Genomic DNA, 22727 nt, shown 5'->3' with positions numbered 1-22727 from the left:
CCAACGCTTAATTTCCTAAATGGTACTCTATAAAGTTAAGAATTTCGTACATATCACCAGATTGGATGTAATAATTAACAGCCTCGATTTTAGTCCTATAGTTCTGAAGTAATTACCTTTAAGAACAATTTTCGAATTAGTTATTACTTGTCTTATAAAGTTAACAGGAACACAAAGAATTTTAAATTCATATAAAAAATCCGCCAGTTCTTTCCCTAGGAGTTTTGGTTGGAAGATGTTATTTCCAAGCATCTTTCTTTTTCTTAGTCTAGTTTCTGTACCATACTTCACCCTAACAAGTTAGAAGTAATCACAATCTGCATTAACTTTATTTACATTAGGAATATATTGTCCTTTTTATATTTATATCATTAAGTTTGTATCCCATGGTTAGTTCCTATCATTCCTTAAAATCACCTTCAAATTCAGAATAAGATCCTATTGAAGCAAACCGGATACTGAAACAATAACTATCGTATTTTGTAATAAGAACTGAATCTATACCTACACGATCTAAATCAGAATACGTTACAAGTTGACCTATTGGTATTTGTAAAATGGTACGAAGTATCCAATACCCTAATTCTTTATTTGGATTGCTCATAAATCCTTTACCGCCGCTTTGGCAAATGCTAGCATCGATTTCTTTACCACCAGGTAGAACTAATATAAAAGGCGTTTTTTCTCCTGTATGTCTGTCATACGGGAAAAAGCCTTCAAACTGTTTATGAATCCATGAGGGGATTGGGATATAAATCTCATCGACATGCCTTGATCTGCCACCCGCATTCCACTGGTTCAATCCACTTTTTTCCTCCACTTGACCACTTCTTGCTGAATAAAGAGGTAAGAAGATTTGCTCGTATTTCTCTTCTTCTAAATCGTGAACCATGTACTGCTTTGATTCTTCTGATATTAAAAATTCAAAAGGATTATTCAGAATCTCCACATCAAATGAAGTAACTGGGTCATCACAATAGAACTGTTTATACAATGTACTTTTCGCAATATAAAACTTATAATTTGAATGTTTATCTCTAAAGAAGATATTTTTATCTGTCGTCTTCCTTTCATCTAACTTTAAGGTCTTAAAGTCAATGTAATGCATGTCTTCTTCATGTATCTCAAATTCACCTTCTTTCCTTGTGACTAGGTGGTAGATCATTTCATCAGTTCCGTGTGCACGCTCAGTAGCAGCTATTCGATCATTACGTAACTCAGCAATTTTCCTTACCGTTTCCTCATTGTTTAACCATCGGAACTTGTCTATATCTTTATTAAATTCTGCGATTTTCTCAAATTTCTTGCCGTTTCCATGCACGAATGTTTTTAATCCAACCCCTACATTGCCTTTGAATGCATCAAAGGATACGTCCCCTCTCGCAAGATTATTTGCACCTAAGGCCTTACAGAAAATATTTTCTGCTGCGCGATAATATAAGTATGGCGTTTTACTTTCACTAAATAGGTTTGATAGAGAACCAACCACTTGCAACAATTTAATGTAGTTTTCTTGCTGTTCTCTTGACTGCTTTTTATAAACCTTAATTACCTCCTTTTCTTTATTCACCATTAAACATTTGTATAAGAGTATATATACATTAAAAAAAAGAACAGAGAAAGTACTTCTGTCCTCTATTAAACTTTACGAGAATTCACAGCAAATTACCGTAATTACTTCTTATTGTACATCCTAAAACAACCCTAATTTAGGATGTACAATCAACTTTCCATCAAGAATAAGTTTATATGTTGGTAACCAATTATTCTCAAGCAAATCTGGATTTTTAAATAATAGTTTCTTACCTTATAGAGAACTCAATTCTAAGCGCTCTTTATTTTCTGTGATCGGTCATAAGCAAATTAACCTCTATTATACTTAATACTTAAGTCTCTGTTTTTTTTATAGTCTAGTTTCTCTCTACTAAACTCATAGCATTAGGGATTTCCTCTTAAAAATATTGTATGTCGAAATGACTAAACTTGCATCGCACTCAATATTTTATCTTGGTAGATCATGTCACCACACTGTATATAATAATTATTTGCATCAAGTTCATTAGCTTTGGCCAAGTTGTTCAAATAATTATCTTTTAAAACTATCATTTCATTTTTTATTGCACTTTTGATATATTCCATAGGTATGTAATGGATATCAAAATTATAATGTGCATCTGATAAAACTGATGCAAATGATTCAGGGCTTATATTTTTTTCTTGATAAAAATATCTCCCTTGTAAATTTCTGATTAAATCATAACTAACTCTAACAAAAAAGAAACCTGTATATTCATCTGCTTCCTTTTCTTTATTAGGGATATACTTTCCTTCTTCATCCCAATCCTCAGTCTCTAACATCAATAACTGGCCAAAATGCTTAGTAGTTTTAACACCTATATTTCTTGTCTTTTTTTCATGTTCAAACGTAAGGTCATAACTATCCCATTTCCCTTTCCCTTCAATAGTATTATCTGGTAAGGATAGCTTAATGTCTTTAATATTATCCTTTAGATATTGATAAGCTCCATATTCACCTAGCTTTCCAAGAAAAGTATCACAAAAGACGTCAAAATCTTCTCTCGATTTAGATCCGCCTGATCTTTCTCTGCGATGGTATCCTTCTTCAGAATATGCCATTGCATATGCAAATGAAAAACTTAGTGCAACATACTCATATTTTATTACTTCTTTAGAATAAAATTTACGTGTTGAATTAAATTTGTATACGTCCTCGTATTGATTTTTAAATGTATTATACATTTTCGTTAAATCAAGTTTTTTAAAGCTCATATTACTAAGCCCCCTGTTTTGATATTTAATGTAAAGATGAGATAAATCTCCAGTTTTCCAAACTTGTCTTGGATTATTATGTATATTATATCAATATTTTATAAAAATTCTATTATTTTACTAATTAATATTAGCAAAGAACTTTTTCTCAGCTCTTAGTAACATTCACTTTTTTTCCTATACGTAGGTTAAAACAATTATATTTATTTAAAAACGTGATCGCTTAAAGCTCGTTGTATTTAACTGAATAATTTTCGAAAAAAACTGCTAAATTCCTTACTAACTTGTTATACTCCTCGTTTAATCCTGTTATGGTCACGACTTTTCCTTTTGCTTTAAAGTTAGACACGATTTTATCGACGGCAACTACTGCATAGTTGCTCCATATATGTAAACCACTTAAGGTGATTTCAACTTCTTCAACATCAGCATGTTATTGAGATTTATCAAGTATTCCTAGTAACTTCCTTCAACTGAATTCCAGTGTGTGAGAACATCGCTGTTTGCTCGATCTACATCGACGACGTATACTTAGCTTTGATACTTCTTAACAGTTTGCAATATTTACAGTGGTTTCCGTAGCTCTCTTGGAATGTTCTGTTTCATCCGTTGCAAGCAAGATTTTTTGGTATTTAGTGGTTGCCCGTAGATATGAACAAACTGCTCATTGATATTGTAATAGACTGAATCAAAGAACACAGTTACAAACGATGAACAACAAAGGGATTGGATATTTCAAATAATATCCAATCCCTTTTATTATATTAATATTTTAAGATAGCTTTCACAGCTTTCTCTATGTCTTTCATATCAATTTGATGTTTAATCCATCGCTGCTTAAGAAAGTTGAAACCACTCTGATTTATACCACCGTCTCCATTTCGTTCAATCTCATCCATAACATCGGCAATAAATTGCAAACATAAATCAAATTCTAACTTTTCAGGTAGAATGTTTAATAAACCTCTAATCTTTTTAGAGTCTAGAACTGGTTTATTTGGATATCTTAAAGGCTGTGTTTGCTGTTGTTGCCTAGTATTGAATGGATTAGTCTGCCCATTGTTTCTGTTATCTTGTGGTAGATATGCATCTCCTACAGATCCTTTTTCATAGGTTTTAACAAATATATGCTGTCCTTCTTCAGTAACAAATTTCAATGTATTAACAACTGCATTTTTCGCATTTGGTTGATCTAGGCGCTTATCTTTTAGCGTTAATTTCCCAAAAGGTTCTGCTTTTAATTGGTCCCCAACTTGTAAGTGCTTAATTTTCGCTTTCATCTCAGGATTGTAATAATCAAACAATGGACCACCAAGTTTTGTATCATCCTTTGGTTCTTGATTAAGGAGACTCTTAAGGTAGTCATAATCCTGAACGTCGAGCCATGAAACTGAAAGGAATTCTGAACCATGTAAAATACCTAACAGACCACCTACCATTGAAGCTAATGTATCGGTATCAGCATTTTTCAAATAAGCCGCTTCAATTATGGCTAAGCGTGGGCTTGATGCAAATTTTGATGAAAGATAAATCGAAGCAACCGCTGTAACTGTTCCTGATCCATTAACCTTTCTATCAAAGCAACCTAATTTTTCAAGGACTTCATCTCCCATATCTAAAGCACCTTCGTCAAGTCCTTCTTTAACAATTCGCAATTGCTCAATAACTTCTTCTGTCACTTCATTCCACAAATTCATATAATTATTCTGAAATATTGCATTTGCAACGTCCATCCATTTATCAAGCTTTTGCACATTTGGAAATGAACCCCATTCCTCTTTCCTATCTAACAGGTAATCAACAAGCTCCCCATATCCGAGTGTCTTCTCAATGTTTTGGAGGTAAGTTAATGCATCTGCATAAACTAATGCACCAACTAATGCTCTTGGATGTCCATGTGTAAAGATACCATTTAAGAAAACCTGGTGTTTAACCTCAGACCATGTTCCTTCACGCCTAAAAACATGGGGTAAGATACGCATTGCTACGCCATTTCCACCAGCGTTAAAATACTTTTGAACATCAGCCTTGCTTTCTTTTTCTACATTCCAAGGATTGCTCCCTTTTCTCCAAGTTTCAGCAGCTCTTTTAGTAGCGCCTCCGCCACCTCTTTCATATGAAACCCAAGCTGGGAGCTCTACCTTTGAAAAGAACTTATTCCAACTAGATCCATATCTTAAACTTCGAGCAGTTGCAATAATTAACTGTGTATCGTCACTATATTCCCCTGGATGTATCTCTTCATTATGCGACCAGAACCTGCCACCATCACGCCTTACCCATTTTTGAAACATCTCTTGTTCTTTATGTTGAGCCTTACTAATATTTTTACTATTTTGTTCATTGGGCCATCCTAGTGCGTCACCTACAGCAGCCCCTACCAAAGCTCCTAGCCATTTGTCTAGCTTATTATTCTCACTCTTTTCCAAGTAACTCACCTCCTCGATACTTATACTCTACTGGCCTTATACCTCTACGAACTTTTGTACTCCATTCACCATTAAATAAGTCAGGGGCAATAAATATATCAAACTTAGGAATATTCAATAATTCCCATCTAACAATTTCACTTTCGCCTTGGTCTTCATTTGGTACCACTACACCTATAATATCTTTTCTTGATATATTTTTATACACCAATACTTCCGCTTGATCATCTGTCGGGCAACAAGGAAGCATCTGAGAAGACCTAAAACGAGTTTGGACCCTCTCATCAAAAAGTTCTTTAAAACCGACATATCCGTCATTTATATAAGCCCCTCTGCCTTTAGCTGCATTAACTGGGCAAAACTTAGTAGTTTTTAATGTTAGTATCTCAGGATTGATTAATAAGATAACCCAATCTTTAAATAGTGGATCCTTCCCCTTTACTCTTTTCCAATACCAATGGTTCGGGTATTCGATAGAGCAATTTATAAAATCTTTTTTACCATCCAACCGTATTTCATCATTAGCATCATATAGACTCTCATCCAGGAAATCAACAGCCTTTATCCCATCTTCAGAACTTAATATATGCATAGCTTTTTGTGAACGAGTGATGTGACATAATCGAGTAATATTTCTACCTTGATATTCTTGTCTTTTTAAAGATCCATCCATAAACTCATACCTACTTTTCTATTTCTCTTTTAGAATAAAGAGAATCGTCTTGAGGGATAATTTCAGTCCCTTCACCTGTATAACTCATAGCTAACAAACGCCTAGCTCGAGTAACTGCAACATAAATAAGTTTTGATTCTTCACCTAATGCTTCATCTCTGTCTTCTAATGCAGTGATTTTATCTTCATCTGGTAATCTTTCAGCACTACAATACGGAATCATTACAGCATCAAATTCCAGTCCTTTTGCAGAGTGGTATGTTCCAATAGAAATCCCTGGTTTGCCATTCCATCTCTTTAATTCTCCATCTAACTCTTGAGGAATTATACGTTGTTCTCTTAATAATTTTCTAAGCTTTTTGAGTGATTGTCTAGTTCTCATCAAAATAGAAACAGTCTGTCTTTCACCAAGTTTAGCAGCATTCCGAACAACCCACTTTAATTCGCTATCCTCATTATTAAATACAGCTAAAACAGGTTTTGGACCAGAAGCAACAGGCGCTTTTGGTGTGACTAAATCTGTACTTTGCTTAAAGAACGGTTGCTTAGAAATAGCAATAGCTAAATCTGCTATTTCAGTACTATTTCTATAGTTCTGATCAAATTTCCAAGTCTCACTTCGAGTGACATTAAGACCAGCATCTCTCCAAGATATACGCCCCCCATATATTTGTTGAGCCACATCTCCAAAAAAAGTTATACTTCCATCTTTTGGCACTGCTAATGCCAAAGACTGAAGCATTACCGGCGAAAGATCTTGTCCCTCATCAATAATAATATGCTTGTACATTTTATCATTTTCATCATTGTCTAGTTCACTTTTAACTGTATGAGCAAGATCGTCCCAATCATAACGATATCCATTTCTCTCTCTAATATCAAGATACCTTTCATACACTGCAAAGAAATATTTCCTCTTGTCTCTAGTAACCCTTGTACCTGAACGGCCGATTCTCTCTGCTTCAATATATTCGTCTACCGAAGAAAGACCTATTTTCTGTATCCACGATATTTCTTCATAGAACACTTCAGGAGCTCTTGTTAGTGTAGAGTTTTCACCTTGTTCTTCAGTAACTTCATTAATTGCTTGTTTAATAAAAGTAAGCTTTTTATTTTCTTTATTGTAATCCATAGATGGGACTATATCCCCCCAGCTAAGCATACCTCTATGAGCTAGATACCCTCTGGCAAACCAGTGGTAATTTCTAACATCAACTTTATATAAATTGTTTTCTGCAAGTGAATTTAAGTAGGTTACTAGAGACTTATTAAACGTAACTAACAAAACCTTTTCTTTCGATTTTGTACGTTTTGCTAAATAGGCCGCTCGATGAATTGCTAAAGTGGTTTTACCACTCCCAGCTGTCCCTAGAACAACATAATGGCCTTTTTCTGGTAAACATAATACTTCTTTTTGTCTTCCCTCTGGAGTAGGTAATGGCAAATGTCTCATCCCCCTTATATCGATATTCCGAAATATAAATACGATTATACATCGAACTAATATAAACAACCATAATTTGGATTATATTTCTTATAAATCCCATAAATTTATGATATATTGAAAATGCTCTACAAATTTTTCCCTATCCTGGACAATCTCTTCATAGTTCTCATTAACTTTCCTCACACCTTTAGGGGACTGCTTTTCATCGAGTACTAACAACGAAAAATAAAAGTCCTTTTTCCCTGCATAGTTCGATCCCACATCGATGTTGCGCAACATCATTTACCTCTTAACATGATTATTTCAATCTAAAAAACTATAAACCTACGATGCTGTAGCTAAACGAGCGCCCAACTGTACTACGAGTGGAATCGATGCCCAGGTGATTAAAATAGACAAAAACAAATACATCCCACGAGCTTTTCCACGATAAATGAGCAGACAGACTAGTAATCCCAGCGCCCAGATAAGGAGAATCACAAAAAACTCGGGTGCAACCCACGTTTTATCCGTATAGTTCTCGGCAATCGCCCCACCTGCAAAAAAGGTAGAGATCAGGACTGCCAGCACGCCACTAATAATCGAATTGATGATGTAAGTGATGTTGATTTTCATCAAGACCCCATCCTTTCTTTCTTCGAATCGAGCTGATTTCCAAAAAGTGTTACAACTATATTAACATAAATATCCAGTTACAGGGACAAAGTGACAGGTTCATCGTCCAGCTTTCCTACTTTGTCCCTCCCCCCTAACGAACACCATAACCATCCTTCATATCTAGATGTATTGTCCCATCTTGCTGTACCTCAGCATAGAACACTTCAGAAGGTGAAGTAACTCCCGCTCTCTCCATTTGTTCAGTCAACCACTTCTCATCCAGATTCAACAGCAATAAGTTCTTAAAGTTAACGGCACCATCTGAGATGACTTCCGTCGCAATAGGAAACTGTTTTGGTTTGCTCGAAACATTCATATCATTTCTCGTAACGAACTGATGAGGATCGGTTTTCAAAACAGACAGCTTTCCATTCGTTTCAAATATCGCAAGATCAACCTCTGATAATTGGAAGACATTTTTTTCTCTTAGAAGCGTTCGCAGCGTATCGATATCCAAACGGGTTCGGCGAAGAGAATGTTCCAGAATTTTGCCTTCCCGAACGACTATGACTGGCTCACCTGTCGTTACTTTACGTGCCCATTTGAACTTTATATCAATAAATCCAATCAAAATCGGGATTGCAAGCCATGCCACAAGCACGATTACACCTTGGAACAAACTTAGTTCCTTATTGACCACGATATCCGCAGCTAGAGATCCAATTGCGACGGATGATACCCAATTGAAGAACGTCATCTGACTGATTTCTTTCCTGCCGGCTAATCTCGCGAGTGCAAATAGGACAACGAATGTAACCGCTAATCGAAGTAATAATTCTGACATACTCATCTTAAAACACCCTTCTATCGTAAACAGTCCACACTATGAATAGATTGCATAACATCTATACGTACTATCTGTTATATCCTTGAGGACTATGCAAGCAGGGACAGGTCCGTTGTCCCCCAACAATAGGTAAGTCATTGGTTCGTCTCTTTTCATATAATTATGTTACGATCAAATAGATAAAAGAATTAAAGCGTATTCATTTAACTTCACTTACATAAACTATCGTTTAAAACGTATTCCTTACGATGTCACTTACACCGGTCAACTTGGAAAGGAGCCCACTCATGTACAACATGTACCGATCAAAGATGACGACCTGGAAATCATATCTCTTCTTAATCATAAGCCTGTTAACAACACTCGCGATGTTCCTGATCGATCCGATCGCAAACAACTCAGGTGAAGCCCTTGCCCTCAATGTCCTCATCTTTATCTTTGTTGGTTGTGCGCTTTCTATACTGTTCGCTTTTATCGTTTTTCGATCGAGTGATGAGAAAAAAGGACTTGCGAGTATTGCGCTTCTTTTTACGATCTTCAACGTTGTCATCACGCTTTACTTTATATGGGTTGGGATTAGCGCAGCCTAATCCTTCTCTCTTTCTCCCCCTTCTCTTCTTAAAGACGCAAAATATCACTTCCAACACATATGCTTTAAAAAGCCGTGTTTTGGAAGGAGTGGCACACATGCTCGAACAGTTTGTGGATCGCCTCCCCATCATGCCAGTGATTCAACCTCAATCGTTTAAAGATCAGATTCCTTTTTATGAAGTGACGATGAAAGAAAGCTTACTGAAGCTTCATCGTGATTTGCCTCCGACGCGGGTCTGGGGGTATAACGGTCTGTTTCCAGGTCCTACATTTCAGGTGTTTCGCGATCACCCTGTGCGTGTTCTTTGGAAAAGCGATCTCCCTCAAAAGCACTTTCTTCCAATCGATACGACCGTTCATGGGGCGAATCATGGTGCTCCGAAAGTGCGTACGGTTGTCCACTTACATGGCGGGGTGACGCCTGATACGAGCGACGGATATCCTGAAGCATGGTTTACGCCGGGATTTCAACAGGTTGGTCCCTATTTCACAAATGTGGTATATGAGTATCCGAACGGTCAGGCTGCGACGAACCTCTGGTACCATGACCATGCGATGGGCATCACAAGGTTGAACATATATGCTGGGCTTGCCGGGATGTATATCGTGCATGATGAGGTTGAACTGTCTCTCCCGTTACCACGAGGAGAGTATGAAATCCCGCTAATTATACAAGATCGGTCTTTTCACGATGATGGGTCTTTGTATTACCCTTCAGAACCTACTCCTCCAGTGGAAGGCGTTGATCCGTCTGTTATTCCTGATTTTTTTGGTAAAACGAATCTTGTGAACGGAAAGGTTTGGCCTTATCTTGAAGTGGAACCTCGGAAGTATCGCTTTCGGATATTAAACGGGGCGAATGCAAGGTTTTATGGGTTATCGCTTTCGAACGGACTCCCTTTTGTACAGATTGGAACGGATCAAGGATTGTTGGAACACCCTGTGACAGTGCCCTACTTGCTGCTTGCGCCAGCTGAGCGTGCGGATGTGGTGATTGATTTCAGTTCTTCTGCTGGTGAAGAAATCGTGATGAAGAATGATGCTGCCTCTCCTTTTCCTCAAGGAAAAAAGCCAAACCCGAAAACGACTGGTGTTGTGATGCAGTTTCGTGTTAAGAAAGAGCTTGCTTCAAAGGACCAAAGCAGCGTTCCTTACGTTTTATCAAACTATCATGTGATGAGTGAGAAGCAGGCAAACAATGAAAGAAGCCTTACATTAGGCATGAGGCCAGATCAATATGGACGTGAAATCCACCTTTTAAACGATGACCTTTGGATAGATCCAATTACGGAAAAGCCAGGGTTAGGTGATACGGAAATCTGGAGCCTCGTGAATTTATCGAAAGCGACGCACCCGATCCACCTTCATCTCGTGAAGTTTCAAATTCTCGATCGGCAGCCGTTTGATGGGGACGTGTATGAGAAAGAAGGAAGAATCGAAACGACTGGGCCTAGGGTGAAACCTGATTTAAACGAGCGAGGATGGAAGGATACAGTAAGAGCGAACCCAAAAGAAATTACGCGGATCATCATGAAGTTCACCCCGTATGCCGGTTTGTTCGTTTGGCACTGTCATATATTAGAGCACGAGGATTATGAGATGATGCGGCCGTATCAAGTAGTTTTGAAGGGTAACTGATTGGTACCTGATCACGGTGCCTGTCACCACCCGAATGAGCTCACAAAATGCCGAAAAAAATAGATTGACTATTCCATCAAAACCGCATATGATTATCTTACAGTTACCGAGTAAAAACTGTGCTCACTAAGAGCTTATAACACTCCAAAGGGGAGTAGCTTACAGTTATGTCGACATTACGTGATGATACATCACCGGCTTAACTGGCAACAGAAATGTTGTTTGCGAGACCTTTGCCAATTTTGGTAAAGGGATATATACGTACATCCAAACCTTTACCACATTTGTTGGTGAAGGTTTTTTATTTGGTCAAAATTCGATTAAGGGAGAATGTTAAATGGATTTAGCGCTAGTAATGGAGTACGGATGGGTATTGCTTATCCTGATTGGTTTGGAAGGGATCCTAGCAGCGGATAACGCGCTTGTGATTGCTACAATGGTAAAGCACCTTCCTGAAAACAAGCGTAAAAAAGCTTTATACTACGGACTCGCTGGTGCTTTTGTTTTTCGATTCGGTTCACTCTTCATCATTTCCTACCTTGTTCACATCTGGCAAGTGCAGGCGATCGGTGCACTCTACTTATTCGGTATCGCTGCGTATCACCTTCTTAAGAAGCACGTATTAAAACCTAAGCTTGAAAAAGCTGTAAAGAAATCAAAGGGTTCTGGCTTCTGGGTAACGGTTATCAAAGTTGAGCTTGCTGACATCGCTTTTGCCATCGACGCAATCCTTGCAGCAGTAGCTCTAGCTGTTACGCTATCTCCTACAAGTCTTCCTGAAATCGGTGGGTTAGATGGAGGTCACTTCGCGATTATCCTTACTGGTGGAATCATCGGTCTTGTGATCATGAGATTCGCCGCTGGTTACTTTGTTGGTATCCTTGATAAAAGACCTGGTCTTGAAACGGCTGCATACCTTGTCGTTGCGTGGGTTGGTGTGAAGTTAGCAGTCTACACACTCGCTCACCCTGAACTTGCGATTTTATCCGAGAGCTTTCCTAAGAGCGCAACGTGGAAAATCATCTTCTGGACAGTTCTTCTCTCCATCGGTGTAGGTGGTTGGTTGATGTCTAAAGAAAAGAAAGAAGAAGTAAAATCGAATCAAACTGTTGAAGCCAACTAATGAAGAAAAAGGACCGTTCCAGTACTGCTTGATGTACACAACTACAATTGTTCATGTGAATGGCTATCTAATCAGCGATTCAAAGAACTAGAAAACCACCAAACAAAAACGGTTAGCGGCAGTAGCCACTAACCGTTTTTTTATATGGACGTGTTTAATCAACGCTCCCTTTCACCCGAGTACCTTTAAAACAGCTTCAGATAGTCTGTGCCTTAATACCTTGTCTAGCATAACGGATGGCAGACAAAAAACAGCGCCCCGCATCGCAGGACACTGCTTTCATTTCTTATCCGAATACCTTTGCCAATTCTTTTTTATCCTGATTAAGCCAGAAACGCATAAGGCGCTTAGCACCTTCTAAGTCATGAAGTTTAGCCTGGCCACACTGTTTTTCGTTCGCTGCAGGAATGTCAGTGATTTCGATGGCATCTTTCAGTGTGTCTTCTATAAGATCGATGATTTCTTCAACTTTCGCCTCACCGCTTACTACCAGATAGTAGCCTGTCTGGCAGCCCATTGGCGAAATGTCGATGATCTCAAAGTGATCATACTTTTCTGCATGCGTGCGGATATTAAAGGCAAGCAGATGCTCAAGTGTGTGGATTACGTCTGGCTTCATCGCCTGTTTATTCGGCTGGCAAAAGCGAATATCAAATTTGTTTACAAGTCCGTCTGTTCCTATTTTATGAACGCCGCAATGCCTCACATACGGGGCAACAACTGCGTTATGATCAAGCTCAAAGCTTTCTACTGATGGCATAGTACCACTCCTTTTATTACGTCTAATTTCATCATACACTCAATTCCGATAAATTTCATCTGTTTTGTCTGAATAAGTGCTTTCGATTTTGCTTTTTCTTACAAAAAAACGCCGTCTGAAAAAGCGCTAATGGTTTTCTTTATTCAACGAATGCCGATTTGTTTCCTAATTTTTCTCCAGAATAACAAGTGAAGAAATCGATGGTACCAATCCAACTGGACTCTGAGAAACAACCTTCCATCCCTCTTGAAGAAGTTGATTTAACTCATCTACGTTATTGTTTTTATCGGATTGATATTTCACAGTGATAGCCTTTTGCATCGTACACCTCCAATTTGTAATACGTAATCGTCTAACTCTTTTTGTAGTAATACCACATTGAGTTTTCAGATTAACCTGCTCGTTAACTAATGAATTACTTCCTATATTTCACCATACTCATTTAGTTTCCTTCATTGTCTGGTAGTTTAATGGTCTCTCAATTAGCTCACCAGAAATAAGAGCACCAATTCCAATGGGGTTTGATGCTCCATTTTATACGAGATTTTAGTTTTTGTGCTCAAGTACCCGTTCGTTCACGCAGTCCTATTTACATGGAGGAAATTCGGACCTCCCCCCACTTCTATTTCACGATCAACACCGGACAATTCGCTCTATACTCACGCTCACCCTGAACTTACGATTTTATCCGAGAGCTCTCCTAAGGGCGCAACGTGGAAAATCATCTTCTGGACAGTTCTTCTCTTCATTGGTGTTCTTTATTCTGCTTACCTTCTAATCCAATCCTTTTAATCTCTTCCGTCTGTTCCTTGATGGTGGTATTGATCTTTAGTAACGCACCGTATATCGCAAAAATCCCAACAATCACTAAAATGATAAACAAAGTACCCATATCTTCCACTTCCAATCATTTGTCTTTTTTTACACGATCGCCATTATTCCAGAAATTACTGGAATTCTCAAATCAATCTTCTTTCATAGAAAAAGACGGCGCGTTCACGCCGTCATTCCTCACACTCCAGCCCATACGTCTTTCGCATATCGGCCTTCGCGTTCCAGTTCTTCTAACCACTCAACCGCTTCTTCTTCGGTCGTCCCATAGAGCGAAGCGAAGCTCATGATGAGCGCTTGTTCCACTTCTGGCGCCATCTTGCTTCCGTCACCACAGATGTACAAGCGTCCGCCTTCTTTTAATAGTGGTAAAATATCAGGGGCGTTTTCAGTTAAACGATGCTGCACATACCTTTTTGGCTGATCAGGACAGCGCGAAAATGCCGTATGAAGCGTGATGAGTCCTTCATTTTCCGCCTGCTTCAATTCATCTTGATACAAAAAGTCGTGTTCAGGATTGCGGCAGCCGAAGTAAAGATGCGCTTCACCGAGCGTAGCACCCTCTCTCTTCATCTCTCGTCGTGCTTGCACGAAACCTCTGAACGGAGCGACACCTGTTCCTGGTCCAATAAGGACGATCGGAGTTTCCGGTTTCTCTGGGAGCTGGAAGTTCGATTGCGGTGTGTTGATAAAACACGCGACTTTATCGCCAAACTCTCGCGTTGCAAGGTAGTTAGACGCCACTCCTTTATACTCTCCCTTTCCGTTCCAAGCATTGTCGCGTACGACGCTCACGGTGATGCTCGCTTCTCGTTCGCGGTGCTTCGGTGAACTTGAAATCGAATAGTAGCGTGCTTTTAGCGGCGGCAGCAGTGCGATGAACCGCTCGAACGGCATTTCACACGCCATGTAGTGCTCTACAAGTTCAAGCATCGTCACACGCTTTTCGAGCACTTCTTTTTTATAGGTTTCATCTTCAAGCAATTGCTCGAGTTCCACAACGTGTGGCGGACACACCGTGTGTTTTGCGAGCGAACGAATTTGCGAGCGTGTCGCAGGTTCTTGAAGCTCGACGTAAGACGATAGCAATTCCTGCAGCTTCACCGGTTTATCGGTTGGAAGGTGCGCTGCTTTTCCGAGATCGCCAGTCAACAGCACGTGGTCTTCACCGTTTAATGAGAAACGATCAAGAACGCGGTTCACCATCTCGTCTCGGTTTTGAGGAAGGATGCCGACATGATCGCCTTCCCTGTAAGATACCCCATCAGGAAGCATAAGTTCGATATGACGCGTACTGCGACCACTTTCGGTATGCTGGAGCTCCACGTTTCGATTGATGATCGCCGTGAACGCATGATGCGTCCTTGCTACAGGCGTATCACTCACACCGCTCACGAAGCTCATCGAGATCGCGCTGTTCTCTTCAATGTTTTCGTGAAGTTCGATGTTCATCGCATCTGCAAGTGGTTCCCACAATGTTGCTTCCCATTTCTCAAAGTCGCCTTCAAAGTCATCGCTCGCATCACCGAATCCTGCTTCTGTGATACGCTTCGCTCCTTTTTGCGAGAGCTCTTCATCGATGAGTGAAGGAATACGCTGATACGTGTTCGCCCAGTTCCGATCGCCACATCCGAACACCGCATATTGAACGCCTGCGAACGCACCTTGTTCAGCTTCATCGAGCCATGTGACGAACTCATCTGCATTATCAGGTGGATTTCCGTTGTACGATGCCGACACGATGAGGACCGCGCCTTCTGTTGGAAGCTCGTTCACATAATCATTCAACGGTGCCACTTTATAATGAAAGCCAAGCTTCCGGCCGCTTTCAGAGAGGTCGCGTGCTATTCCTTCAGCACTTCCTAAGTTCGAACCGTATAAAACGAGAAGTCGCGTACCGTGTGCGTTTTCTGGCAGCGTTGAGACTTCTTTCTTTTCTTTTTCAGGCTTTGTCGTTTGCACCGCAAAGGAAAGCGATTCTTTTCTCGGATTCACCTTCATCTTAAAGCCCTCCGGCTTTAACGTGAGCGTTTCTTTTACCTCTAGCTCATAGTTCGCATGATCAATCAGGTCGAAATGCTGAACGACCATTCCGAGTACAAGCGTTGCTTCATGTAAGGAAAACTGCTGACCGATACAGGCACGCTGGCCGTTTCCAAACGGTTTGTACGCATGCTGCGGGATGGCGGATGGATCTTCAAACCGCTCTGGAACGAAGGATTCTACATCTTCTCCCCAGATCGACCTGTCGCGATGAAGTTCAGGAAGAAGCAGTGTAAAGACGTCTCCCTTCTCAACATTATACTCTCCACCGAGCGTCGTACCTTCTTTCGCATAAAGTGAAAACGCTGGTGCCGTCGGCCATAAGCGAAGCGTCTCGTTCAGGATCATGCGCACATACTTTAGCTGCTTCACCTGTTTGTAGTCAGGAATGCTGTCCCCTGCAACACGGTCCACTTCTTCCTGCGCTTTCTTGAGCTTTTCAGGGTTGTTCATCAAATAATAAAGCGCGAACGACAGCAGCCCGCTCGTCGTTTCATGCCCGGCGATCAGGAACGTGATGATTTGGAAGCGGATGTTTTCGTCATCGAGCGCTTCACCCGTTTCAGGGTCTACTCCTTTTAGCATGAGTGAAAGAAGATCGCCTTCGTTTCCATCGCCATTCTTCTTACGATCTGCGATGAGATCATCAACAAGTGAAAACATATACTGAATGTCATCTCGAAACTGTTTCTTCGACTTCACCATGAGTTTATCTTGAACGCCGAGGCGCTGTGATTGCGACATCGCTTCATCCATCGCACGGACCATCGCGTCGATGAATTCATGATTGTTTTCACGGTAGAAGCTGTTGAAGCGAAAATTAAAGCCGCATAGCCCAATCGTATCGAGCGTTAAGCGCGTCATGTCTTCTGCCACGTCAACTTCTTCATCAGGGTTTAACCTTGCCCACTTCTGAACGAGCTGCGTCGCAAGATCGACCATCTTCGTATGATAGTTTTTCATCGCCTGCTGGCTGAAGCTAGGCAGAAGGATATTATGCGCCTTCTGCCAGTTCGGCTCTTCGGTTTCACTTGTAAACAAGCCGTCGCCTCCGAACGCGCGAACTTTTTGAAGAACGGGGCCTACCTTTTTATCAAAACGCGTTTGATCGCTGATTTCTTCTACAAGCGCTGCGCTTGAAACGAACGTACTCGTCCGAGATGGAAACTGAAATTGATAGATTGGTCCAAACTCTTTTGCGAGTTTCATAAACGATTGAATCGGTTTCTCTTTATCAATTAGAGGAAGGCTTCCTAACGGGCCGTATGTCTTCGGTTGTGGAATCGATTTCTTAGCTAACATGAATGGATCACCTCATCTATAAGTTGTGCGGAATGAACGTTCATTCATTCCATATTATGAAGAGCAGCTGCTCTTCACGTATGACGGCGAACGGAATCCCAAAGGCTTTCTTCTACTCCAGATGAAAGTTCAGGAGATGGTTCAAGCTCGCCTGCTCGAATAAGGTTTTGAAGCTCGAGGAATGCGCCATACAAAATGGCGATCAGCGCTTTGGAAGGCAAGTTCCGAATCTCGTTCTTCTCTTTTCCTTCATCAAAAAACGTACTGAATAACTCCAAAAGCTGTGTGAAGTCTTCCCGGCTCTGTTCATCAAGAAAATGGCCGGCACTATGTTTTCGAATAAAATAAAGCGCATGTTCATGTTGATTCGTAAATAGAATCATATTTTTAAAAAGATGATGAAACTGGTCACGAATGGACTCATGGTATGGAAAGCCCTCTTCGATCGTCTTCATAAACGTTCCAACGTATTCTTGAAAAAGGGTGTTCACGAGCACCTCTTTGTTTTCAAAATATCTATAGATCGTTCCAGCTCCAACATTGGCAGAAGTAGCGATCATCGGAACCGTTGTCGCATCAAAGCCACGTTCAGCGAAGAGTTCGAGCGCGCTGCTGACGATCGTATCTCGTTTGTTTAGGGTCGTCACAGTCATCCCCCTTTCATTTCGAAATCATGCGGAATGAACATTCATTCCTATCTTTATTTTACCTACCAAGGAAAACATTAACAATGAAGCAGAAGTACTAGAAAGCGTGAAGAGTTTGTAAACGAATCGGTTTTAGTGGAATAGTTGAAACCTTTCTATCGTACAATCGTACGTGTACATAACAGCGTTCTAAGTCTTTGGGCTTAGGGAAATGGAAAACGTTTGAAGTCCATTTTAAGTGAAGACATCTTGGGGGAGAAATTAAAAACAAGGGGGAAAATACGATGCAAGCGATCACGAATTGGGCGTTTCGAAACAAAGCTGCGATGGGGTTGTTCATCGTCATTACGATGCTTGTCGGAACCGTGAGCTACTTCATGCTGCCGATGGAGTTTTTGCCTGAAGCAGACAACCCGCAAGTAACCGTCGTCACGTTTGGGCAAGGATACGATGCTGGGTCCATGACGTCATCTGTCACGGAACCGATCGAGCAAGCCGTCGCATCGATCGAAGGAAAAACGAGTGTCCTATCCACCACGGGTGAAGGGTACTCACAGATTGTCATCAACTTTGACTCGAGTACGGTGATGAAAGACGCAAAGAACAATGTGAGCGATGCGATCGCATCAATCTCGCTTCCAGAAGGTGTTTCAGCACCTCAAGTCTCTCAGCTGAACACCTCGATGATTCCAGTCGGTCAAGTGTCGGTCACGTTTGAAGACGGATTAACGAAAGAAAACACGGAACTTGTAAAAGACGAGATCCGACCGATGTTTGAGAATACCGATGTGATTTCTCAAGCGAGCGTGATGGGCGAAAACACGTCTCGCGTTCAGATCAACCTTGATAATGATAAGATGACCGAACTTGGTATCCCTGTGAATGCGGTGATGGGTGTCCTCCAAGGACAAAGCATCTCAGCCTCCGCAGGAACGAGTAACATCGATGGTCAGAAAAGCACGATCAACGTAACGGATGACCTTGATTCGTTAGAAGGAATTGAGAACCTTGCGTTGCCGCTTCAGATCCCTGATGCGCCTGCCGTTAAGCTCTCGGACGTTGCGTCTGTTGAAAAAGTAAAATCAGACAGCATGGTCACAAGAGTGAACGGAAAAGAAGCGCTCGCCGTTATTCTTTTTAAAGAAACCGACGCGAGTGCTGTGACGGCTGGGAATCAGGTCGTCGATACCGTTGAAGAGATCAACAGCACGTATGGTAACGTAGAAGCACAGACACTTTTTACAACGGGTGATATGGTAAAGAGTTCCGTCAACAGCATGGTGCGTGAAGTTGGACTCGGCGCCTTGTTCGCGACGCTCGTGATTTTGCTCTTTTTACGAAAACTAAAGCCAACGATCGTGACAGCGATCTCGATTCCGCTCTCACTCGGCATCACGCTGCTCCTTCTCTGGCTATCAGGCGTCACGCTTAACATCCTGACGCTTGGTGGGATTGCGGTAGCCGTCGGGCGACTCGTGGATGACAGCATCGTTGTTGTCGAGAACATCTTTAGAAAAAGTCAGAACGAACGATTATCAAAAGCAACCGTCATCGACGCAACGAAAGAAGTATCTCGGGCGATTACGTCTTCAACACTGATCACCGTTGCGGTGTTCCTTCCGATGGGACTTGTGAACGGATCGCTAAAAGCTTTCCTCCTTCCGTTCGCACTAACGGTATCGTACTCATTGCTCGCATCGCTTCTTGTTGCGCTTACTGTCGTACCGGTCTTGAGCCGCGCGATGCTGAAGAACACGACCCTTCCTCCACACCGGAGACCTGAAGGCTACTTGCGCGTATTGAAATGGTCACTGAACCATAAGTTCGTACCGATTCTTGTCGCGGTCGTCGTCCTGTTCGGTTCAATCGGCCTTTACGTAAGCATGCCAAAAGCGGCAACTGGTGCTAGCGACGCTTCTATCGTTGTCGTCGACATGGTCTTCCCGAGCGATACGCCGGAAGAGGAAATCAAAGAACGCATGTTGTCGTTTGAAAAAGAACTCACAGACATTGAAGGCTATGAGCATTTCATCACGCAGTATGGCTCGAGTACAGAAGCCGCTCAGTATGGCGAAGTAAGCGATCCTGATACGGTCATGTACACCTTCATCATGGAAGAAGGTGCTGATGCGGAAGCCTTCATTGAAGACGTGAATGAAGCGAAAAAAGATGAAAAGAACGTGGAGATCGAAGCGTACCCGACGTCCATGTTCGGCGGATCTTCCAACTCCTCCATCACGTATGATGTCGTTGGAAACGACACGAAAGACATATTGAACACATCTGAAACACTCATGGAAAAGATCGAAGGCGTTGACGGTGTCCAGAAAGTATCGAGCAACCAGGATAAAACGACTCCTGTCTACACAGTCGAGATCGATACTGAAAAAGCGAACACTCAGCAAGCAGCGATGCAGATCAGAAGCCTCCTGAACCCGCAGCCGCTCGGTACGGTCACTCTCGATGAGCAAACGACACCAGTCTTTCTAAACGCTGGCGTTACCCCGGATACACTAGGCGATCTAGAAGAGCTATCGATCACAACGAACGCTGGGGTCGTACCACTTTCTGACGTCGCATCGATCACGCAAGAGGAAAAGCCAAGTACGGTTCTTCATAAAGATGGTGACCTGTATGCGAGGGTGACCGCAGAAGTGACGCCTGAAGAGCTTTCTGTTGTTTCAAAAGATATTCAGCAAATCATCAACGACCTCGACTTACCAGAAGGCATGAGCATCGATACCGGAGGCGCTTCCCAGCAGCAGGCGAGCGACTTCCAGGATCTTGGACTCACGATGCTTGCGTCCATTTTAATCGTATACCTTGTGATGGTGCTGACGTTTAAAACGCTTCGTGCACCGCTCGCGATCCTTGTTACCCTTCCGCTCGCATCGATCGGTGCCGTGCTCGGACTTCTCATCTCCGGCGTTCCAGCGGACGCAACCGCCTTGATCGGAGCACTGATGCTGATCGGAATCGTCGTCACAAACGCGATCGTCTTGATCGACCGCGTGAAGCAAAACGAAGAAACGATGATCATCCGCGACGCTATCATCGAAGCATGCGGAACGCGCCTTCGCCCGGTTATCATGACCGCGATCGCAACGATTTGTGCGATGATCCCGCTCCTATTCGGCCACGCAGGAGACGGAAACCTCGTTTCGCAGTCACTCGCAGTGGTTGTCATCGGTGGTCTTGCCGTTGCGACAGTACTGACGCTTGTAATTGTTCCAGTGTTTTATGAGTTGTTGTACTTTAAGAAATCGAAAAAACAGCGAATTGCGCAGGTAGATGTGAAACAAGAAACGATCGCGAATTAAAAAGAAGAGCTTGGACGTGGCGACTGCCGCTCCAGGCTCTTCTTTTCTATCAAGCTCGTTCTTCATCCACCCACTCATACAAAAGATCAGGAAGATTCTCCTCGTTTTCATGTCCTCGACCGTTGATCGTAAACCCGTGCTTTTCGTAAAAACGCTGTGCGTTCGTATTCACTTCAAATGTATAGAGTGTAAGTCTTTCAGACTGTGCTTTCGCTTTATGTAGAAGAGCATTTCCAATCCCGAACCCTTGATAATCGACATGAATATAGAGCTGATTGATCTCGTTTTGATTGTACACAATCATACCAACAACCTTATCATTCAGCAGCGCAATTTCAATCACATACTGCTTATAAAGAACATGATTAAGGAAATGGAGATGGTTTTCAAACGTATGAATTTCTTTCTGCCCTAACGCTCGTTCCTTACTTTCCCTCCACATCGAAACCGTTTGTTCCCCGTACGTTGGATGGTATGGAGCTAGGATGATGTCTTTCTTAGAATGATTTATCATTACCGCTTCCTTTCACAACCCGATGGATTACTGTATAACGTTACTTCCATCCTATCATACACCTATTCAGAAAGAGGCAGCACACTCGCTGCAAAAACACCGATCTAGTTGCCTAAAAATTCACACCTTACATTTTCTGGCTAATAACCTTATGATTGATCTATCAACCTATATTTCTGGAGGTGCTCTCACCATTGCTCGTTGAAAATCGTATTAAGGAAGTAAGAAGACAGCTCAACGTTTCACAACTAGATTTGGCAGAAGAAATACAAGTGACGAAGAGAACCATCATCGCGTTCGAAGAAAATAAGTATCACCCTAGCTTGGAACTAGCTTTAAAGATTAGTACATATCTCAATACATCTGTGGAAGAATTATTTCAATTTGATGAGAGTAAGCAAAAGGAGAAGAAAAAGAGTAAGGCTGTTCCCTTTACCCTCATTGCAATTGTTGTTCTGTTTTTTATCGCTTACTTTACAGGAAGCCTAGACTACTTCGCTCCTATATTGGCAGGACTAGTTGGTTCTCTCATTGGAATAGGAATATCAAACTACAAGTCTAAACAGGAAAAACCGAAGCATCCTAGTCGTGATGAACGAGTAGATGCGAGGGTAAGCAAATTCACAACCATTTTCTTAACGGTCGCAATCGGTATCTTTACAATCAATGGAATCACCCTTGATTACCTTGGCCACGAAACAATTTCTGTTCTGTTTTTCTTCCAATTTATGATGGCTGCTATCATTTTGTTGGCAATAGGTTCGAATATTGCAGGAAGAATGTAGAAACTAGCATACATACAAAAAAAGTAGCGCCACTTCCATAAGAGGCGCTACTTTCTTTATCGTTTAGCCGTGTTTCTTCGCGATCGATGCTAGTTCTTCTTTCGTACGGAAGCCAACTGCGTTATCAACGAGTTCGCCGTCTTTAAAGAATAGTAGCGTCGGGATGCTCATTACGTCGTACTTGCGTGCTGTTTCAGGGTTTGAATCGACGTCAAGCTTTACGACTTTTAGGTCTTTTTCTTCTTCATCAAGTTCATCGAGAACGGGTGCGATCATTTTACAAGGGCCACACCAAGGTGCACCTAGATCTGCTAAAACGAGTCCTTCTTTTGTTTCTGCTTCAAAGTTATGGTCTGTTACTTGTTGTACTGCCATGTTATCTCTCCTCTT

Annotated in this window: 18 protein-coding genes and 1 pseudogene; 5 read left to right on the top strand and 14 right to left on the bottom strand. The window is 41.6% G+C overall.

Annotated features, from left to right (window positions below; translation table 11 throughout):
* Positions 1–400: 400 nt before the first annotated feature.
* The 7 genes from PFZ69_RS10940 to PFZ69_RS10910 all read right to left on the bottom strand — a co-directional run bounded on the left by PFZ69_RS10940 (position 401) and on the right by PFZ69_RS10910 (position 8786).
* Entirely contained in the window at positions 401–1570 is a 1170-nt protein-coding gene (locus tag PFZ69_RS10940) for a restriction endonuclease PLD domain-containing protein (RefSeq protein WP_270181115.1), read from the bottom strand.
* A gap of 407 nt (positions 1571–1977) precedes the next feature.
* Entirely contained in the window at positions 1978–2790 is an 813-nt protein-coding gene (locus PFZ69_RS10935) for a hypothetical protein (protein WP_270181114.1), read from the bottom strand.
* A gap of 764 nt (positions 2791–3554) precedes the next feature.
* Positions 3555–5219 (bottom strand): ADP-ribosylglycohydrolase family protein, encoded by a 1665-nt coding sequence (locus tag PFZ69_RS10930; RefSeq protein WP_270181113.1) that lies wholly within the window; start codon positions 5217–5219, stop codon positions 3555–3557.
* A complete protein-coding gene (locus tag PFZ69_RS10925) occupies positions 5206–5892 on the bottom strand; it encodes a DarT ssDNA thymidine ADP-ribosyltransferase family protein (protein WP_270181112.1) in 687 nt (228 codons plus the stop codon). Before PFZ69_RS10925 ends, PFZ69_RS10930 begins: the two co-directional genes overlap by 14 nt.
* A gap of 10 nt (positions 5893–5902) precedes the next feature.
* Positions 5903–7345, bottom strand: a complete 1443-nt coding sequence (locus PFZ69_RS10920; protein ID WP_270181111.1) for a 3'-5' exonuclease — start codon at positions 7343–7345, stop codon at positions 5903–5905.
* 318 nt (positions 7346–7663) lie between these two features.
* Entirely contained in the window at positions 7664–7954 is a 291-nt protein-coding gene (locus tag PFZ69_RS10915; protein WP_270181110.1) for a hypothetical protein, read from the bottom strand.
* Positions 7955–8087: 133 nt separating this feature from the next.
* A complete protein-coding gene (locus PFZ69_RS10910; protein WP_270181109.1) occupies positions 8088–8786 on the bottom strand; it encodes a DUF421 domain-containing protein in 699 nt (232 codons plus the stop codon).
* Positions 8787–9070: 284 nt separating this feature from the next.
* Between PFZ69_RS10910 and PFZ69_RS10905 the strand changes: the two genes are divergently transcribed.
* The 3 genes from PFZ69_RS10905 (at position 9071) to PFZ69_RS10895 (ending at position 12135) form a co-directional block, all read left to right on the top strand.
* Positions 9071–9373, top strand: coding sequence for a hypothetical protein (locus PFZ69_RS10905; RefSeq protein ID WP_270181108.1), 303 nt, complete (start codon positions 9071–9073; stop codon positions 9371–9373).
* A 97-nt stretch (positions 9374–9470) separates the two neighbouring features.
* Complete coding sequence (locus PFZ69_RS10900; protein ID WP_270181107.1) at positions 9471–11012, top strand: multicopper oxidase family protein; 1542 nt, start codon at positions 9471–9473, stop codon at positions 11010–11012.
* Between the two features lie 337 nt (positions 11013–11349).
* Entirely contained in the window at positions 11350–12135 is a 786-nt protein-coding gene (locus PFZ69_RS10895) for a TerC family protein (RefSeq protein ID WP_270181106.1), read from the top strand.
* A 286-nt stretch (positions 12136–12421) separates the two neighbouring features.
* Here the strand turns inward: PFZ69_RS10895 and PFZ69_RS10890 are convergent, their stop codons facing one another.
* From PFZ69_RS10890 to PFZ69_RS10870, 5 genes are all read right to left on the bottom strand, one after another.
* A complete protein-coding gene (locus tag PFZ69_RS10890) occupies positions 12422–12895 on the bottom strand; it encodes an S-ribosylhomocysteine lyase (protein WP_270181105.1) in 474 nt (157 codons plus the stop codon).
* A gap of 165 nt (positions 12896–13060) precedes the next feature.
* Positions 13061–13216: a hypothetical protein gene (locus PFZ69_RS10885; RefSeq protein ID WP_270181104.1), complete on the bottom strand. Its 156-nt coding sequence runs from the start codon at positions 13214–13216 to the stop codon at positions 13061–13063.
* 424 nt (positions 13217–13640) lie between these two features.
* Positions 13641–13787 carry a hypothetical protein gene (locus PFZ69_RS10880; protein ID WP_270181103.1) on the bottom strand — a complete coding sequence of 49 codons (147 nt, stop codon included), beginning with the start codon at positions 13785–13787 and terminating at the stop codon, positions 13641–13643.
* A gap of 119 nt (positions 13788–13906) precedes the next feature.
* The gene (locus PFZ69_RS10875; protein WP_270181102.1) at positions 13907–17071 is read right to left on the bottom strand and encodes a bifunctional cytochrome P450/NADPH--P450 reductase; all 3165 of its coding nucleotides are present in this window, start codon (positions 17069–17071) and stop codon (positions 13907–13909) included.
* 74 nt (positions 17072–17145) lie between these two features.
* A complete protein-coding gene (locus PFZ69_RS10870) occupies positions 17146–17724 on the bottom strand; it encodes a TetR/AcrR family transcriptional regulator (protein WP_270181101.1) in 579 nt (192 codons plus the stop codon).
* 278 nt (positions 17725–18002) lie between these two features.
* Here PFZ69_RS10870 and PFZ69_RS10865 point away from each other — a divergent pair, with 278 nt between their 5' ends.
* Complete coding sequence (locus PFZ69_RS10865) at positions 18003–21038, top strand: efflux RND transporter permease subunit (protein ID WP_270181100.1); 3036 nt, start codon at positions 18003–18005, stop codon at positions 21036–21038.
* 49 nt (positions 21039–21087) lie between these two features.
* Here PFZ69_RS10865 and PFZ69_RS10860 read toward each other — a convergent pair whose 3' ends face one another.
* The gene (locus PFZ69_RS10860; protein WP_270181099.1) at positions 21088–21552 is read right to left on the bottom strand and encodes a GNAT family N-acetyltransferase; all 465 of its coding nucleotides are present in this window, start codon (positions 21550–21552) and stop codon (positions 21088–21090) included.
* Between the two features lie 194 nt (positions 21553–21746).
* On the opposite strand from PFZ69_RS10860, the gene PFZ69_RS10855 reads away from it, so the two are divergent.
* Complete coding sequence (locus PFZ69_RS10855) at positions 21747–22337, top strand: helix-turn-helix transcriptional regulator (RefSeq protein ID WP_270181098.1); 591 nt, start codon at positions 21747–21749, stop codon at positions 22335–22337.
* Between the two features lie 63 nt (positions 22338–22400).
* On the opposite strand, the pseudogene trxA reads toward PFZ69_RS10855, so the two are convergent.
* Positions 22401–22721: pseudogene (trxA, locus tag PFZ69_RS10850) on the bottom strand (thioredoxin); the annotation flags it as partial.
* Between the last annotated feature and the right edge of the window lie 6 nt (positions 22722–22727).

Origin of the sequence: Alkalihalobacillus sp. CinArs1 (assembly GCF_947387515.1) — a bacterium.
Taxonomy (GTDB): domain Bacteria; phylum Bacillota; class Bacilli; order Bacillales; family Guptibacillaceae; genus Guptibacillus.
The sequence above is the reverse complement of the archived record's forward strand: the minus strand, read 5'-3'. Positions and strand labels throughout refer to the sequence as shown.

Bases quoted from the DNA above. Each gene is read 5' to 3' on its own strand.
- PFZ69_RS10935 (WP_270181114.1), bottom strand. From the start codon at position 2,790: ATGAGCTTTAAAAAACTTGATTTAACGAAAATGTATAATACATTTAAA.
- PFZ69_RS10925 (WP_270181112.1), bottom strand. From the start codon at position 5,892: ATGGATGGATCTTTAAAAAGACAAGAATATCAAGGTAGAAATATTACT.
- PFZ69_RS10920 (WP_270181111.1), bottom strand. From the start codon at position 7,345: ATGAGACATTTGCCATTACCTACTCCAGAGGGAAGACAAAAAGAAGTA.
- PFZ69_RS10915 (WP_270181110.1), bottom strand. From the start codon at position 7,954: ATGAAAATCAACATCACTTACATCATCAATTCGATTATTAGTGGCGTG.
- PFZ69_RS10910 (WP_270181109.1), bottom strand. From the start codon at position 8,786: ATGAGTATGTCAGAATTATTACTTCGATTAGCGGTTACATTCGTTGTC.
- PFZ69_RS10905 (WP_270181108.1), top strand. From the start codon at position 9,071: ATGTACAACATGTACCGATCAAAGATGACGACCTGGAAATCATATCTC.
- PFZ69_RS10900 (WP_270181107.1), top strand. From the start codon at position 9,471: ATGCTCGAACAGTTTGTGGATCGCCTCCCCATCATGCCAGTGATTCAA.
- PFZ69_RS10895 (WP_270181106.1), top strand. From the start codon at position 11,350: ATGGATTTAGCGCTAGTAATGGAGTACGGATGGGTATTGCTTATCCTG.
- PFZ69_RS10890 (WP_270181105.1), bottom strand. From the start codon at position 12,895: ATGCCATCAGTAGAAAGCTTTGAGCTTGATCATAACGCAGTTGTTGCC.
- PFZ69_RS10885 (WP_270181104.1), bottom strand. From the start codon at position 13,216: ATGCAAAAGGCTATCACTGTGAAATATCAATCCGATAAAAACAATAAC.
- PFZ69_RS10880 (WP_270181103.1), bottom strand. From the start codon at position 13,787: ATGGGTACTTTGTTTATCATTTTAGTGATTGTTGGGATTTTTGCGATA.
- PFZ69_RS10875 (WP_270181102.1), bottom strand. From the start codon at position 17,071: ATGTTAGCTAAGAAATCGATTCCACAACCGAAGACATACGGCCCGTTA.
- PFZ69_RS10870 (WP_270181101.1), bottom strand. From the start codon at position 17,724: ATGACTGTGACGACCCTAAACAAACGAGATACGATCGTCAGCAGCGCG.
- PFZ69_RS10865 (WP_270181100.1), top strand. From the start codon at position 18,003: ATGCAAGCGATCACGAATTGGGCGTTTCGAAACAAAGCTGCGATGGGG.
- PFZ69_RS10860 (WP_270181099.1), bottom strand. From the start codon at position 21,552: ATGATAAATCATTCTAAGAAAGACATCATCCTAGCTCCATACCATCCA.